Annotated in this window: 15 protein-coding genes; 8 read left to right on the plus strand and 7 right to left on the minus strand. The window is 36.7% G+C overall.

Translation table 11 applies throughout. From position 1 onward, the window contains the following. Positions 1-7: 7 nt before the first annotated feature. The 4 genes from Q1A31_RS03800 to Q1A31_RS03815 all read right to left on the minus strand — a co-directional run bounded on the left by Q1A31_RS03800 (position 8) and on the right by Q1A31_RS03815 (position 4,047). Positions 8-1,021, minus strand: a complete 1,014-nt coding sequence (locus tag Q1A31_RS03800; RefSeq protein WP_299872589.1) for a hypothetical protein — start codon at positions 1,019-1,021, stop codon at positions 8-10. 61 nt (positions 1,022-1,082) lie between these two features. Beyond that, positions 1,083-1,793 (minus strand): ABC transporter ATP-binding protein, encoded by a 711-nt coding sequence (locus Q1A31_RS03805; RefSeq protein ID WP_299872592.1) that lies wholly within the window; start codon positions 1,791-1,793, stop codon positions 1,083-1,085. Continuing rightward, a complete protein-coding gene (locus Q1A31_RS03810) occupies positions 1,786-2,862 on the minus strand; it encodes an FtsX-like permease family protein (RefSeq protein WP_299872595.1) in 1,077 nt (358 codons plus the stop codon). The genes Q1A31_RS03805 and Q1A31_RS03810 overlap by 8 nt, the downstream gene beginning before the upstream one ends. 171 nt (positions 2,863-3,033) lie before the next feature. Further along, on the minus strand, positions 3,034-4,047 hold the full coding sequence (locus Q1A31_RS03815; protein ID WP_299872598.1) for a hypothetical protein: 1,014 nt from the start codon (positions 4,045-4,047) through the stop codon (positions 3,034-3,036). 659 nt (positions 4,048-4,706) lie between these two features. Between Q1A31_RS03815 and Q1A31_RS03820 the strand changes: the two genes are divergently transcribed. After that, positions 4,707-5,051: a hypothetical protein gene (locus Q1A31_RS03820; protein WP_299872601.1), complete on the plus strand. Its 345-nt coding sequence runs from the start codon at positions 4,707-4,709 to the stop codon at positions 5,049-5,051. Positions 5,052-5,193: 142 nt separating this feature from the next. Here the strand turns inward: Q1A31_RS03820 and bioA are convergent, their stop codons facing one another. The 3 genes from bioA to Q1A31_RS03835 all read right to left on the minus strand — a co-directional run bounded on the left by bioA (position 5,194) and on the right by Q1A31_RS03835 (position 7,425). Continuing rightward, positions 5,194-6,504 carry an adenosylmethionine--8-amino-7-oxononanoate transaminase gene (gene bioA / locus Q1A31_RS03825; protein WP_299872603.1) on the minus strand — a complete coding sequence of 437 codons (1,311 nt, stop codon included), beginning with the start codon at positions 6,502-6,504 and terminating at the stop codon, positions 5,194-5,196. An 88-nt stretch (positions 6,505-6,592) separates the two neighbouring features. Then, positions 6,593-7,036, minus strand: a complete 444-nt coding sequence (locus tag Q1A31_RS03830; RefSeq protein WP_299872606.1) for a DUF2384 domain-containing protein — start codon at positions 7,034-7,036, stop codon at positions 6,593-6,595. Then, positions 7,036-7,425: a hypothetical protein gene (locus tag Q1A31_RS03835; protein WP_299872609.1), complete on the minus strand. Its 390-nt coding sequence runs from the start codon at positions 7,423-7,425 to the stop codon at positions 7,036-7,038. The genes Q1A31_RS03830 and Q1A31_RS03835 overlap by 1 nt, the downstream gene beginning before the upstream one ends. Positions 7,426-7,637: 212 nt before the next feature. Here Q1A31_RS03835 and Q1A31_RS03840 point away from each other — a divergent pair, with 212 nt between their 5' ends. The 7 genes from Q1A31_RS03840 to Q1A31_RS03870 all read left to right on the plus strand — a co-directional run bounded on the left by Q1A31_RS03840 (position 7,638) and on the right by Q1A31_RS03870 (position 15,412). Beyond that, positions 7,638-8,687, plus strand: coding sequence for an AAA family ATPase (locus Q1A31_RS03840; protein WP_299872612.1), 1,050 nt, complete (start codon positions 7,638-7,640; stop codon positions 8,685-8,687). Then, positions 8,680-9,996: a VWA-like domain-containing protein gene (locus Q1A31_RS03845; RefSeq protein WP_299872615.1), complete on the plus strand. Its 1,317-nt coding sequence runs from the start codon at positions 8,680-8,682 to the stop codon at positions 9,994-9,996. Before Q1A31_RS03840 ends, Q1A31_RS03845 begins: the two co-directional genes overlap by 8 nt. Before the next feature lie 129 nt (positions 9,997-10,125). Continuing rightward, positions 10,126-10,905: an ABC transporter substrate-binding protein gene (locus Q1A31_RS03850; protein ID WP_299872618.1), complete on the plus strand. Its 780-nt coding sequence runs from the start codon at positions 10,126-10,128 to the stop codon at positions 10,903-10,905. 459 nt (positions 10,906-11,364) lie between these two features. Further along, positions 11,365-12,147, plus strand: a complete 783-nt coding sequence (locus Q1A31_RS03855) for an ABC transporter substrate-binding protein (protein WP_299872621.1) — start codon at positions 11,365-11,367, stop codon at positions 12,145-12,147. Positions 12,148-12,297: 150 nt separating this feature from the next. After that, the gene (locus tag Q1A31_RS03860) at positions 12,298-13,851 is read left to right on the plus strand and encodes an ankyrin repeat domain-containing protein (protein ID WP_299872624.1); all 1,554 of its coding nucleotides are present in this window, start codon (positions 12,298-12,300) and stop codon (positions 13,849-13,851) included. Between the two features lie 291 nt (positions 13,852-14,142). Next, positions 14,143-14,751 carry an ankyrin repeat domain-containing protein gene (locus Q1A31_RS03865; protein ID WP_299872627.1) on the plus strand — a complete coding sequence of 203 codons (609 nt, stop codon included), beginning with the start codon at positions 14,143-14,145 and terminating at the stop codon, positions 14,749-14,751. Between the two features lie 100 nt (positions 14,752-14,851). Further along, positions 14,852-15,412 carry a DUF1415 domain-containing protein gene (locus tag Q1A31_RS03870; protein ID WP_299872630.1) on the plus strand — a complete coding sequence of 187 codons (561 nt, stop codon included), beginning with the start codon at positions 14,852-14,854 and terminating at the stop codon, positions 15,410-15,412. Positions 15,413-15,492 lie beyond the last annotated feature (80 nt).

The raw sequence follows: 15,492 nt of genomic DNA on the forward strand, positions 1-15,492 counted from the left end.
GTTAGCGTCATTCGACTGTGGGAACGTCCATTAAACTAGGGCTATTAAATACTAGATCTGGAAGAGGTATACCAACAACCTCCCTGCTATCTGGACAAGATGTTTTTCTGGGAAAATTATCTACAAATGAATATCCATACGTCGTTAGTACTTCAGAAAAATACAGATCACCTTCACTAAAAATATTATATTCTTCAGGAATTATTGTTTCTTGGCCTATTGGATCATCCAAATAATATGCTGTTCCTTCAGCCGCATTAATTCTGACATCATCAAGACATACCTCTGCAACTTCCTCAAATAAAGAAACAATATATGCTGTGCAATCAGCACCATTTTTTAGTCCATCATCAACAAGTGGAATAACTTTTGTTATTTTTGTTTCTGGTCCTATATGAAAAGGGATTTGAGATGGAAACTCATTGATTAAATGCTGTTTAATGGTTGATATTAATTCTGCTTCATTTTCAAACAAAGATTTTTTTAAATCAGGGACTAACTGTTTTGCCCACATATAATCATATTTTTCTAAACCATGTATATATCTATCCTCGGGGCATTCTTGCTGAGCAAAATCTGCACCTAAACAATATACAAACAAGTTACCATCTATGTTTAAACCATCTAAACCTAATGTGTAACTCTGATTTTCAGTAGAATTTATTTCTACAGCATAAGCAAACCCATCTGAATCTTTACCTATGTACATAAGCATGTGTGTATAAATACCAGGAATTGCTCTTGCTAAAATATCGGTGTAATCATTTGTAGAACTTGAGTTATAAAGATCATAACCAACAAAAATCAGATCAAATCGTTCTAATGACTGGTAACTTAGTTCTCTTGTATCAGGGTTTATCGCTGAAAAAATATAAGATTTATTCGATAGATAATCAATGGCATACCTATCCACAACATCCTCTTGTGTAACATTATCTCTAGTTACTGGATTTGAAGTGCTTCCTGAACCACAACCGACTAAACTTAAGAGTATTAATAAGAAAAGAACTAATTTTTTCATTTATGTACACCTAGGAAGAATATTTTATGAAGACTGCAAAATAATAGATTTGTTAATTATTTTAGTTAGATTTTAATTTTCCATTGTTTATAGATAAATTCTCCTCAATAAAAATAATTTTTCCATCTTTCATCTGGATTACAACGTCAGCAAGCTCTGCGACATCTTTATCATGTGTGGCAATTAATATAGTAGAATTGTATGTAGATACATAATCCCTCATTTTTACAAGAATTTTTTTAGCTGTCTTTGAATCAACATTGCCGGTAGGTTCGTCAGCTAATAATAATTTAGGTTTATTTATTAATGCTCTTGCAATCGCACCACGTTGGCGTTCACCACCTGATATTTTTTCAGGAAAAGAATTCGCATAATGTGCTATATCCATTTCTTCAAGGCTTTCCATGGCTAGGTTTTTTCTTTCTAATAGAGTAAATCGATGTATAGGTAAAAGTGCCGATTCAACATTTTCACGTAATGTTAAAACAGGAATAAGATGGTGAAACTGAAAAACAAAACCAACAAATTCCTGCCTAAATTTAGACATGGATAAGATTTCATCTTTATGAGTACCTTCATAAGTGATGTCGCCACTAGTGGCATTATCCAATGTGCCTATTATATTTAGAAGAGAACTCTTACCACACCCGGAAGCCCCCATTAATGCATATATTTTTCCATGTTCTAGCACTAGATCTACACCATTTAATGCCCGTATAAGACCATCCTCATATATTTTATTAATTGCTTTTACTGTTACTAAACTACTCATGATGTAACGCCTTAGACACTTGTATTTGAGTACCATAAACAGCAGGAAAAATTGTACTAATCAAACCGACCAAAAAGCATATAAACATCACATTAATAAAAATGTCCGGTGATGGTGAATCTGGCAAAAACATATATACAGTTGTGAATTTATTTCTTAGATAAAACATCACTGGATAGGCTGTAATAAAACCTAATATTCCACCAACAAATGATAAAAGTAATGATTCAATCAAAATTGTAAAAATAATGTACGACCTTGGCCAACCGATGGCATTTAGTATTCCTATTTCTTTCGTACGCTCACTGATCGCCATAATAAAAGTATTCAATAAAACCGCAACAGCAATAACAAGGGTTAAAAGTGATACAATTTTTGAAAAGAAAAAAACACTCTTTATCGGCCCCATATAATCAGGAAGCTGTAAACTTTCTATTGCCCTCATTTCAGGGAATTGATTATTAATCAGATTTACAACTCGCTTTGTATCATTGCTATCTTTAAGTGACAAAAAAAGTAAGCTCGAAAAGCCCTTCTTACCTGTCAGTTTTTGTGATAATTCTAGATCTAAAATTATTCCAGAATTTAAAAAATTTAACCAACTAGAGTAAATACCCGTGACGATATATTCATTACCCCCGTCGAGTTTGATTTTATCCCCAATTCCTAAGTTAAGTACCTTTGATAATTTATCCCCAATAACAAGTTCAGAGCTTTTATCAGATATCTGTCTGCCTTCTATGATATTGAAACCTAATCTTTGGGCAAAAACAGAATAATTAGATACTCCTAAAAGAAATACCGATGATTCTCCCCTCACTCGTTTCTTACTAATTAAAATCGATTCACTATCTTTGACAGATTTATAATTAGTTATTTCATTCACAATAGCAGAGGATATTTTTGATGAAACTGGTGAAGATGCATATCTTGCTTGTACCGCAATATCAACATCTTGTTGGTTAGTAACTCTATTGATTTGAGAGGTAAATGAATTTCCTACACTTGTTAGAACTGTATAGAGAGTAATAATAAGCATGATTGATAAGAGTGTAAAAAATGACCGCATCCGTGATCTAAGAATGTTTCTGGTTGCATATTTTAGAATTGTTATTAGCACAATACATCCTTATTATAAATTAGTAGGGAGTGTAACTTAACACCATTAACTTAAGGAGCTACTCGCTCTAGCTACACCCCCACTCATCAAACGCTTATCTGACTAAACTTAAACTTTAAATTACTGACTATCTACGATGTCATCTAAAGATAAGTTTGAACAATCCATAACACCTAACATCTGTTCACCGACAACTACATCGAAGGCATTATCTACGGTTGCACTTGGATTCATCACCATAGTTGAACCATCTGAACCTGTTGCAGTAATTGAACCACTTATTAAAACTCCGTTTTCATCTATCTGAAGATCAGTTGTTGAAATATTGATAGAGCCAGTATCAGGATCTTTATAAGTCGTTCCTTCTATTTTAATTATGTCATTCACCCCATCGGTGTATCCTGAGATTTTAACATTAGAGACATTAAATTCTTTATTATCTCTTCCATCAACTATAACTATGGAATTAGCTTCCAATTTATTAGGAGCAGTTACTATAGGATCCGCAAATCCATTACCATAGTTGTATAGAAGATTATCAATTTTTGCTACATGGTTATAGATTGCACCTTCTCCAGTCTGTTCTGCAATTTGAAGACCACTACTACCCGTTGAAACTGCAGTATTCTGGGGGATGGGACCTATATCGCTTGGTACCCCTACATTATCAACATCAAGTACGCCATTTAAAGTTGAACTACCCCCTTCAACAAGTATGCAATAATTTGTAAATGTATATGTCACATCATCTACACCATCATCATGTGTTCCTACAATAGAATAAGATCCTGGTACTGCACAATTGCCTTGATATTCTTCATTAATATCTCTTGCACTAATTGTGCGAGCGCTTAAATCATCTTTAGCTTTACTTGCGTACTCATCTATTGTGCTTTTGTACAACACCAATAAATCTTCATTTGAACGGGCGGCTAAAACCGCATCCGCTGATGTGTAAGTACAGCCTGGTAGAGCTTTTGAGACATTATTAGCCATTATATCACCCGTCTCCGGTGATAACTCAGCTAGTGCAGGATCGGATTCATCACTACTGCTACCACCTCCACAACCAACAACTAAACCTAAAGTCAAGCCAACTGTCGCATACAATTTAATTTTAGAATTAAATTTCATCTCTATTTTCCTTATTTAATGTTCAAATTTAAATGAACGTTTAACAAAACTGATTTACCAGAACACTTCTATTTCGCCTCTGACAGTTCATATATAAACTATTGATATAGTTTAATAATTAACAATTGTTAAGAATTAAATAAAAAATTTATTTATTGGAAATTTAGTTGCTTTAAATCAAGAAAATATAGAAATTATTTTAGAAGAAGAATGTTAGCTTTTTGTAAAAGTGAAATCTTATTCTATTTAATTTACGAAAAGAATTTCGTATGAAAAACGGTGTATAGCAAATTACAATATCGTAGTAATATGATTACGAGTTACATAACTTTAGTGAGAGGTATATTCTAAGCTAGATTTACTTATGATTATGTTGGATTGCAACCGTCGCTTGAATTCACACCCCACTACTTATATGTAGTTTTTTTAAAGAAACTCGATGGTCTTCTATTACTAGAAGATCTTGAACGATTACGATTAGAGTTGGATGCGCGATTATGCTGCCTCGCATAATCGCGTTTAGTATGATTTCTCTTTACTCCACTTGTTCTCATCTTGTGAGGTTGTCCGCTTCTAACTCTGTTTGTATTACCATTACGTACCCGGTTTGGATGACCATTACTAACTCTATTCGGTTGACTTCCTCGCACACGATTTGGATGACCGTTTTTAACACGGTTATGATTTCGTTTTATGTGGTTGCGATTATGCTGTTTATTCCGACTTTTATGTTTATGGCCATTGTATCTAGTGGTATACGACCTGGTATTTCGATTGGGATAACGATTAAAGTAATATGGATTGTAACCAATATAATCATAATCGGAATAATAAGAATCGTAGTAGGGACGATAATAGGTCGACGAACCGGAACCTACATAGCCAGAATCAGAATATGGTGGAGCAGAGGTGCAACCATTAATAAGAAAAGCAAAAACTACAACGATACCGAGCTTATACATTTTATCCATCCTTGGGGGGTTCATGGAATTTTTATATCTTAACATTGATTTAAGTATCTAAAATAAAACAACATTTATCTTAGTATAGTTAAATATACGCACGGAATACGTTTTTGGATTGTAATTTTATGTAAAGTCACCCCTCTGTTTATTATCACCACCGATTTATATCACCCCCCTACTTTTAGGCGTTTTTTTCTTTTTGCCATTCACCAAGCACATCATATATGGCAGAAGTCAAAACCCTAAGCTCAGCCGATTCCATAATATAAGCGGGCATCAAATACACCAATTTACCAAACGGTCTTAACCAAACGCCTTTTTCTGTAAAGCGTGGTTGTGACCATGTTGTAACTAACGGCTCATGCAATTCAACGACACCAATCGCCCCTTTAACCCGGACTTCTTTTACACAGTCTAATTGATTACAAAGAGATAGTTCGGCTTTGAGTTGTGCAGATATTGCGTTAACTCTATCTTGCCATGGGGATTTTAATAACAGATCAATACTGGCGTTGGCGACGCTACAAGCGAGCGGGTTACCCATAAAGGTTGGGCCATGCATTAAAAGACCTTTGCCGTCTGCTTCGATGCCATCAACTACTTTACGGGATGTTAGTGTGGCAGCTAATGTCATGGTGCCACCTGTAAGTGCTTTACCAACCGTTAGAATATCGGGTTGGATATTGGCTTGCTCGTAGGCAAACAGAGTTCCAGTTCGACCGAAGCCAGTGGCAATTTCATCGAGAATTAATAGCACATCGTATTGGTCACAAAGTTCTCGGACAGCTTGCAAGTATTCAGGGTGATAAAAACGCATTCCGCCTGCGTTTTGCACCATCGGTTCGATGATAACTGCCGCTATCTGTTGGTGATTTTGTTTAAGCTTGGTTTTGAAGTCATATATGAATTCAGGCTTCCAGGTAACTTCTTCACCACTCTCAGTTAAAGTCTGCGGTGCTTCGGCAAAGATGTGTTGAGGTAATACGCCTGTAAACATTTCGTGCATGCCATTAACGGGATCACACACAGCCATGCCACCAAATGTATCGCCGTAATAACCGTTTCTTGCAGTAAGTAGTTTGGTTTTTTGTGTTTGGCCTTGGGCAAAACAATATTGAAGTGCCATTTTAATCGCGACTTCTACCGCAACTGAACCTGAATCTGCCAGGAACACATGTTGTAAATTATCACAGGTGATATCCACGAGCTTTTTACCCAAAGTCACCGCAGGTTCGTGGGTTAAACCACCAAACATGACGTGTGACATTTTATGAGTTTGATCGATTAACGCTTGATTCAAAACGGGATGATTGTAACCATGGATAGTTGACCACCACGACGACATTCCATCGATGAGCTTTGTGCCATCAGTCAATTCAATATAAACACCCTGTGCAGAAGCAACTGGAAGTACGGGGGTGGGTTTGGAAAAACTCGTATACGGATGCCAAAGGTGTTTGGCATCTAGCGCTAATAATTCATCTTGGTTCATTCGTGAAACTCATATCATTTGATAAGAGATTATCTCACAGTGACTTTCTTTATGCCTCTTGTCTAAATCAAATATCTTAAGCGAATAATTAACTTCGACTATTTGCCGCATCCTGCATCGCTTCAGAAATAGCGTAGCCATAAGCACAATCCACTTCCATACGTACTTTCAGTAAACCATTGGGAGAATCGTCATGCATAATGACAGCTAAAGGGGTATTTTTACGAAAACGTCTATGCGGTTTACGCAACCACATCAAGCGCATTTTATCGCTAAACGGAAACGTAGTTCTAAGCGCATCGGCGATTCCAATAATATGATCGATTCTAATCATCAGTTCACTGCTTTCAGGGAATGCTCTTTCTCCCATTCGAAAGCCTTGTAAATGCCGATTCTTGGCATCATCACTCAAGCCTAACACAGCAATCATCTGCTCAGTGGACAATTGCCAACCATCCAAATAACCCATAACGCCTTGTGTTAGTTGCAATAGCTCATCTGTAGAGTACTCATCGTATGTTTTTTGGGCCATTATTCAAAACCCTCTTCAGTAGGGTCGATATCATCATAATTTGATTTTTTAGATATTTTTTTAGCTGGCTTTTTGTTTGAGCTTTTACTCACACTTTTACTTTTCATCGTGATTTGTAAAGAATCCAGAGAAACTACATTGGAAGTGAAAGCCTCATCGGTAAAGTGAGGTTTTTCATTGAGTTCAACACCCGCTTCTTTCGCAATTTCCTGTTCACGTGCAGCAATCAAACCGAAACACATTTTAATATCTTCAATCGTTGTTTCTGTAAGTGGTGACTTGATTGCAGAACTTGATGGGGTAACATCTTTGACAATGCTTGATAAGGTTTTACGCATCGCTACCAGTACGCGTTTCTCCTTGGTGAAGTGCTCGACTTCTTGAGACATAATATTTCCAGATTATCTAGTTAGCTTTATTTTATCTTTTTTTGATGTGTTCTGCATATATCCCTTTATTTATATCTTTGAAAATGATCTCAAACATTTGATGAATCTATTGCTTAATAGGAGTATTCAAGCATTAGTGGATTGTCTACACTACTTAAAACAAATTACCAACACTCTATCAACAACGTCCAAATAGCGAGAAATTAAAGGTTATGCGTCCAGCTTTATTAAATACTGTCCTCGATAAAGAATTCATTGGCGCTCAGGATGGAAGCCATACACCCGTGATGTTATGGGGTCCTCCCGGGGTTGGCAAATCTGATTTGATCGCCCAAATCGGAAATCGTCAGCAGGTTTCGGTAATTGATATCCGCTTATCTCAAATGGAACCGAGTGACCTTCGTGGCATTCCTTTTCGAGATGACGACAGTGGCAATGTTGAATGGGCAATTCCATCGATGTTACCGAATATTGAGAAACATGGTGAAAAAGGCATTTTATTTCTCGATGAAATCACTTCAGCTGTACCGAGTGTTTCTGCTGCAGCCTATCAACTGATTTTAGATAGAAGATTAGGTGAATATGAAGTACCCGATGGCTGGGCAATCTTTGCAGCAGGCAACCGCCAAGGTGATCGAGGCGTGACGTACACCATGCCTTCACCACTAGCTAATCGCTTCTCTCATTATGAAGTTGATGTGAATCTGGATGATTGGGTAGCCTGGGCCTATAAAAATGACATCAGCGAAAAAATCATCGCCTTCTTACGCTTTCGCCCGGAGTTATTATTTGATTTTGATCCCGCGCATAATCCCGTTGCATTTCCATCACCACGTTCCTGGCAGTTTGCAAATAATGCGTTGATTAAGTTTTCAGACTCACCTCAAGTACTGCTCGGCACCTTACAAGCCTGTGTTGGCCCTGCCGCTGGCGTTGAGTTAAAAGCATTTATCGACAGTATGGACCAGATGCCAGATCTTGATGCTATTTTAACGGGAGAAGACGTTAAAGCACCAAAAGAAATTGATTTGCAATACGCGGTGGCCAGTGCCTTAGTTGGACGAGCGATTAAATCCAAAGATGCTGGCAACTCCGCCGAAGTATTTGGCCATATTTTGAATTACGCCAAAGCCTTTAGACAAAAAGAAATGGGAGTGATGCTGGTTTCAGATATGTTACGCGCAGTCGGTGATGAGTTATTTTCAGTTCCCGAGTTTTCCCAATGGGCGAGTTCTATTGGCGACATCATGTTATATGACTGATACTTTAGAACAGTCTGACCTTAACGCCATTGAAAACAAGCTTACTGCCGCGCGAACTAAATTAATACTCGATAAACCCTTTCTTGGCGCTTTGGTCTTAAGATTACCACTTCAAGCGGCTGATCCTGCCTGGTGCGCTACTACAGGCACTGATGCACGCAAGTTCTATTACAATCCTGATTTCATTGATGCTTTAAACCCTGCTGAAACACAATTCATTCTCGCGCATGAAGCATTACATTGTGCGTTATCTCATTTCGCGCGCCGTGAACATCGTATCAAACATCGTTGGGATCTCGCCTGTGATTATGCCATCAACCCGATACTTTTAGCCGAGGGCCTAACTCCTCCACCGGGTATTTTGCATTTAAAAGAATACGAAGGGATGACGGCTGAAGAAATATATCCTTTAATCGACGATAACGATATGAGCGATACGCTCGATCAACATCTCTATGATAAAGAAGACCAGTTCAGTGAAGGTGGACAAGATAGCAGCGATAATCCACTAGATCACACAGAGGAAGGTACAAAGCCGCCAGAAGAAAAATCGACCAAAGATAAGTCCGGAGGAGGCAGTTCAGGCGATGAAGAAAAAGATCCAGAAGGAAGCGGCCAACAAGAATTTGATGAAAATGCAGGAGGTGCTGAAGCGCCACCACCACCATTAGATCAACAAGAAGCAGAAGAACTCAGTATTCAATGGCAACAGCGCATGGCAGGTGCTGCGCAACAAGCGCAACAGGCGGGTAAATTAAGTGGCGTGATGAAACGTCTGGTTGAAACATTATTACAACCAAACTTACCGTGGCGGATGTTACTCGCCAGATACATGACAGCGATGGCGCGTGACGATTATAGCTATACCCGACCTTCCACACGTCGTGGTGATCCGGCTATTTTTCCAACATTACGAAGTTCAGAGATCAATGTATTGGTTGCACTAGACGTGAGTGGTTCTGTCAGCGATAAAGAACTGCTCGAATGCCTCTCTGAAATTAATGCCATAAAAGGTCAAATGCGCGCAAAAATAACGCTGATAGCGTGTGATTCAGATATCGCGGATGGCTTTCCTAGAGTCTTTGAACCATGGGAAGAAGTCACCTTGCCAGACACTATTGCAGGTGGCGGATCTACTGATTTTAGACCTGTATTTAACTGGGTGCATCAGCAAGATAATCAACCGGGTTGCGTGGTTTATTTTACAGACGCACAGGGTAGCTTTCCTACTGAGCCTAATTACCCTGTTGTATGGTTAATTAAAGGGAAAGGACAAGTCCCATGGGGACAACGTGTTCAATTAAACTAATTAATAAGCCCTTTACCCTCCGTTAGGCGGATTGTTGATTTAAGTTAATTTGAAAAACATTAATTCTGTTATATTTGTTACCTAGATTCATTAATATTCATCTTATAGTCATTCAGAAAGGAGGAGAACATGAGACAAAACTTCATAAATAATGTTGTTGTTACTCTTCTCGTCTTATTTTTCTCTATCAGCAACCTTTCTTCAGCAAGTGCAGAGTCATGCATTCTAAAAGCACGTGTGACAAATATCCCACCCTTATATTATAAGGACGATTCTGGAGAATGGTCTGGCTTAACGGTAGACTTAGCGAATGTTTTACTAAATGAAGTAGGATGTAAAGGCGATTTCGAATCAATTAGCTGGTCACGATCATTAGATTTATTGAAGACGGGTGGAATTGACATGATGATGAATCTTTCAAAAACGAAAGACAGAGAAAAATTCATTCATTTTATTGGTCCGCAAAGCATCGAAACTGCACAGCTATTAACGAAAAAGAATATAGCCATAGATATTAATTCTTTAGAGGATTTTAAAAAGTTACCCGGAATTGTTGGATATCAACAAGGCTCTTTTTATGGAAAAGAATTTCATGAAAAACTGAAAAGTGACCCTGAATTTAACGGTAAATTTGAAGTGGTATTCTCTCAGGAATTTAATCTGAATAAATTGAAATCTGACAGAATAATAGGAATTTTGGGCCAAAACTATAGCGGTGTATCTGCCCAGAAAGATCTACTCAATAGTAATGAATACAAAGTTCACCCATATATTATTCATCATAATGAAGTGTATTTTGGCTTTTCTAAAAAATCGGTATTGCCTGAAATTATCAGTAAATTAAACGAAGCTTACGACAGAGCCACAAATAATAAAGAATTTCATAGAGTCATTGAAAGCTACAAATAAATATCTATAAGCACCCTGTTTCATGCTTATTAGTCATATTTTTTTTAAAAAAGTGCCTATAAGTAGGGGGGTGTATTATTAAACCGATATACCTAATAGCTATAGTTGTGCAGCTATCATTACCCAGCTTACATTACGTTCTTATTTCGCTTCCTAACTGATATAGAAACAACAATAAAATAACAGCTATTTTTTCCAATACGTTTAAACGAAACCGGAACGAAACTAGAATAAGGACAGGACAGAACAAAAGCAAAACAAAACTATAGTTAAACTATTCTGAACTATTTAACGTCCCTACTCTCCATAAGATGATAAAGGAATTTTATCTTGCCAGTTTTATTTCAAAAACTTATATTGCACATCAATAAATACAAATATGTATCAACGTGCAATGACATACGTAAACTTTTATCTGACTCTTTCATTAAAACAGCAACAAATACAGGGGTAAATAGTATGAAACAGGTTATAAGTATAGTTAATGTACTTGTAGTTGTAGTTGTAGTTGTTTTTATATTTTTTAGCAGTACTGCAATCAATGCAGAAACATGCAATATCAATGCACGTGTCACGCAAATTCCTCCATTATTTTATCAAGACGAATCCAAACAATGGGTTGGTTTAACCATAGATTTAACAAAAGAATTACTCAATGAAGCAAATTGCGACGTACATTTTGAGAATATCAATTGGGCTCGATCACTAGAATTAATGAAATCAGGCCAGGTTGATATGATGATGAATATGTCAATTACGGACGAAAGAAAAGAATACATCCACTTTATTGGTCCACATAACAATGAAACGATTCAACTTTTATTAAAAAAGTCAGTCAATACAGAGATTCAATCCTTGGATGACATCAAAAACTTACCCGGTAAAATTGGCATTCAACATGGGGCATATTTTGGCAAAGCCTTTAAAGATAAAATAGAAAATGACCCCGTTTTTGCTGATAAATTCGAGAAAACATACTCTCAGGAAAACAACGTTAAAAAACTTAAATTAGGCAGAATTATTGGGATATTAAGACAGAATTACAGCGGTGTATCTGCCGAAATTGAATTGATGAAAACCGGGGAATATAAAGTAGACCCATTCGTTATCAACACAAATCAGGTTTATTTTGGTTTTTCAAAAAAGTCAGTCCCCACTAATTTGATCAAACAATTAGAACAGGCTTTTGAAAGAGTCACCCTGAAGAAAGGTTTTCAGAGAGTGATTGATAGTTACAAATAAAAAAGTGCCTGTAAAAACCGCCTATAAGTAGGGGGGTGTATAATAATAAAAATCGTTATTTTCTAAGACACCTCTTGTCTTATAGATTTCATAACATCCTGTTTTTCCTTTATTATTTAAAATACCTCTCATACATAATAATAAAAACCTATGAAAAGCACGCCATTGTTTCTAACGATCAGCCTATCTTCTCTTTTACTTGCTCTTCCTATTACTTCTCATGCAGAGAATAATCCCCGCTCTATCGTTAAAGATTTTCTGACAATGGAATCAGAGAAAAGTGAAGAGACTGCACTACTCAATAGATTCAATAAGCTTCATCCATCAAACCAGAAAATAATTTTCTTTACATTAATAAGACTCAAACGCTCTGATTTGTTAGATTCAATCATTAAATCCGGATTTGATATTAACTATCTTTACGTAGGAAAATCACCGCTGCATTTTGCGATTGAAGACAAAAATCTGGATGCGATTAAAGTACTGGTGAAAAACAGTGCAGACCTCGAACTAAAAGATGAAGACCAGGAAAGCGCTTTAAAAAGTGCAGTCAGAACGGATGACATTGAGATGCTCAAATACCTGATAAGTCAGGGAGCAGATGTAAACACCGTCGGTAAAAGTGGCTCTTCACCACTCACTACAGCTGCGTATAAAGGCAATAAAGAGGCCATAGAATTACTCGTTAAACACGACGCTAATCTACATATAAAACAACAGAAGAATGGTTGGACCTTGCTACATTATGCAGCTAATTACAATCATCCCCATCTTGTTGACTATCTGATTGATAATGGCATCGATGTCGATTCGCGTTCCAATAATGGCTGGAGCCCACTTTCGTTAGCCAGCAACAAAGGCAATACTGACGTTGTTTCACAATTATTAAAGCATTCGGCTGATATAGAGCTGCCCACCGAAAAATCAAAAAACACTCCGTTAATGACTGCAGCTGCCAATGGCCACACTGACATTGTAAAGATTCTTTTAGCGTCTGGCGCTAATCTCGAACGTACCAACAAATTCAAACACGGACCGCTATGGCTGGCAGCCCATTATAGTCATGCTAATACAGTAAAAGAGTTATTGAGCATTGTTAAAAAACCACAAGACATTTTATTAAAAGCCAGTAGTAAAGGCGATTATGAAGTTGTCAGAATGTTGCTTAAGAATGGCGTTGATATTCATGCGCGTGACAAAGACGGTTCAACAGCGTTACATTTGGCGGCAAGACATGGCCATTTAGAGGTTGTAAAACTCTTACACCAACAAGGTTCTGATATTCATGCGCTTGCTACAAATAAAAAAGACACGCCATTAATGAGAGCAGCTGGTTGGGGTCATAAAAACGTCATCAGATATTTAATAGATCAGGGTGCGAAAGTTGATATTCAAAATAAAACGGGCTGGACAGCTGCCCTATCAACTGCTCGTCACCATTCACTGGATACGCTTAAATTATTAATCGATAAAGGTGCAGACATTCATAAAACCACAAACAGTGGTTGGACTATAGTTATGCTGGCGGTTAAGGGCAAAAAAAGAGACACGCTGGAATACTTATTAAAGCAGGATGTAAACCTCTCTATTAAAAACAAAAAAGGTCAAACAGCGTTAGATCTTGCGCTTAAGTTCAAGAATAAACAAATCATAGAAATGATTAAAAAAGCAGAAAAAGATAGCGTTATTATTTCAAGTACTTAACAGCTAGACTGGGATTGATCAGAGTTAGACAGTCTACGCTCAGGGTAGATATTAAAAAAATAATATCAAAAAAGTACCTATAAGTGGGAGGGTGCCTAACTAGAAAAAACTATTCGAAAAACTATTTATAAGCGATTTTTTCAGCCTAACTAAAGATAGCAGTTGAATAATATCCCGCTAATTAGCAGTCATTAACGATCAGTTCAGTAACCGTGTTTTACAATGAATCTTACTCGTTTAATTAACAACTCAATAACTAAAATAAAATAGTTAATAAGAAACACACTGATTATGAAATTCCCATCTTTATCATCTACTCTGAAATTGCTTAAGCCTTCGGCAAATTCAAATATTGATATAAAAAAAAGTGCTGATAAAAACAAAATCCCAGAAAGCAACTTGTACGATAATATTGAAGAGATCATTTCGATTTATGACGCTCTAAATAACAGTAAAGAAGTCCTATTAAAATTTTATCAACTTAGTGAGATCCATCAACAAATACTGATTGTTACTTTAATAGAACATAATATTTTCGATACCTTAAAAGTGATTGTAGATTCTTCTTTCGATGTGAATTTCTTGATTAGAGGTCAAACACCTTTACACTTTGCTATCCATGTTCAGAATACAAAAATGATAAAGTTGTTAATCGATCATGACGCTGACTTAGAACTTAAAGATAACTTCAAAGAAACAGCACTGAATTGTGCCGTTAGAATGGGTAGTAACGATATTATCAAATTCTTGCTGGAACAAGGTGCAAATGTGAATACACATTCTAGCGATAACACCTCACCTTTAACTTTTGCAATTCAGGAAGGCAACAGCGAAGCGGTAAATATTCTACTTAAATATGGGGCGCTTCTTGATCGTAGCCATCTGGTTAGAACACTTTAGTGCTCGGTTCATCGATGTATATTTACAATATTCGAATTAAAATCATAAATATTTAAACAAAAACTCGCTATAAGTGGGGGGGTGTATTTACAATACACGAATGACTACTTTACCCACATCAAATACAGAATTTAAAGCAATTAGCCAAACTCAAAAATGGCTAAACACGGTTATTATCGAACATTCAATTTGTCCGTTTGCTAAACGCGAATTCGTGAATAACACGATTTACTACGAACTGATCGAACAATCCGGAATCGAACAACAACTTGAGCAACTCATCATCAATTGTGAAAAGCTCGACAATGATGCTGCTATCGAAACGAGCCTGTTAATTTTTCCTGATTCTCTTTCTGACTTTGATGATTATCTCGATTTTTTAGAGATAGCAGATGCCTTGATGCATAAACAAGGTTATGAAGGCATTTACCAATTAGCCAGTTTTCACCCACAGTATCTATTTGCTGATTCCGATGAAAATGACGCGAGTAATTACACCAATCGATCACCCTACCCGATGCTACATTTACTTCGCGAAGCTAGTTTAGAAAAAGTATTAGAGAGCTATCCAAACCCTGAGAATATCCCAGAAAGAAATATAGAACTGACTCGTAACTTAGGTCTTAACACGATGCAGAAACTATTATCAGATTGCTTCTAAGAATGAAAAATAAATTCATGATTTATTAACAGTTTGAAGTTATTCTTAAATAATAAATCTAAAAACACATTACAAATCCC

Source organism: uncultured Cocleimonas sp. (assembly GCF_947495625.1).
In the GTDB taxonomy this organism is placed as follows: Bacteria; Pseudomonadota; Gammaproteobacteria; order Thiotrichales; family Thiotrichaceae; genus Cocleimonas.

Excerpts from the sequence above, each read along its gene's own strand:
- Q1A31_RS03805 (WP_299872592.1), bottom strand. The coding sequence starts at position 1,793 with ATGAGTAGTTTAGTAACAGTAAAAGCAATTAATAAAATATATGAGGAT.
- Q1A31_RS03820 (WP_299872601.1), top strand. The coding sequence starts at position 4,707 with ATGACCGTTTTTAACACGGTTATGATTTCGTTTTATGTGGTTGCGATT.
- Q1A31_RS03840 (WP_299872612.1), top strand. The coding sequence starts at position 7,638 with ATGCGTCCAGCTTTATTAAATACTGTCCTCGATAAAGAATTCATTGGC.
- Q1A31_RS03835 (WP_299872609.1), bottom strand. The coding sequence starts at position 7,425 with ATGTCTCAAGAAGTCGAGCACTTCACCAAGGAGAAACGCGTACTGGTA.
- Q1A31_RS03830 (WP_299872606.1), bottom strand. The coding sequence starts at position 7,036 with ATGGCCCAAAAAACATACGATGAGTACTCTACAGATGAGCTATTGCAA.
- Q1A31_RS03845 (WP_299872615.1), top strand. The coding sequence starts at position 8,680 with ATGACTGATACTTTAGAACAGTCTGACCTTAACGCCATTGAAAACAAG.
- Q1A31_RS03870 (WP_299872630.1), top strand. The coding sequence starts at position 14,852 with ATGACTACTTTACCCACATCAAATACAGAATTTAAAGCAATTAGCCAA.
- bioA (WP_299872603.1), bottom strand. The coding sequence starts at position 6,504 with ATGAACCAAGATGAATTATTAGCGCTAGATGCCAAACACCTTTGGCAT.
- Q1A31_RS03800 (WP_299872589.1), bottom strand. The coding sequence starts at position 1,021 with ATGAAAAAATTAGTTCTTTTCTTATTAATACTCTTAAGTTTAGTCGGT.
- Q1A31_RS03865 (WP_299872627.1), top strand. The coding sequence starts at position 14,143 with ATGAAATTCCCATCTTTATCATCTACTCTGAAATTGCTTAAGCCTTCG.
- Q1A31_RS03860 (WP_299872624.1), top strand. The coding sequence starts at position 12,298 with ATGAAAAGCACGCCATTGTTTCTAACGATCAGCCTATCTTCTCTTTTA.
- Q1A31_RS03815 (WP_299872598.1), bottom strand. The coding sequence starts at position 4,047 with ATGAAATTTAATTCTAAAATTAAATTGTATGCGACAGTTGGCTTGACT.
- Q1A31_RS03855 (WP_299872621.1), top strand. The coding sequence starts at position 11,365 with ATGAAACAGGTTATAAGTATAGTTAATGTACTTGTAGTTGTAGTTGTA.
- Q1A31_RS03810 (WP_299872595.1), bottom strand. The coding sequence starts at position 2,862 with ATGCGGTCATTTTTTACACTCTTATCAATCATGCTTATTATTACTCTC.
- Q1A31_RS03850 (WP_299872618.1), top strand. The coding sequence starts at position 10,126 with ATGAGACAAAACTTCATAAATAATGTTGTTGTTACTCTTCTCGTCTTA.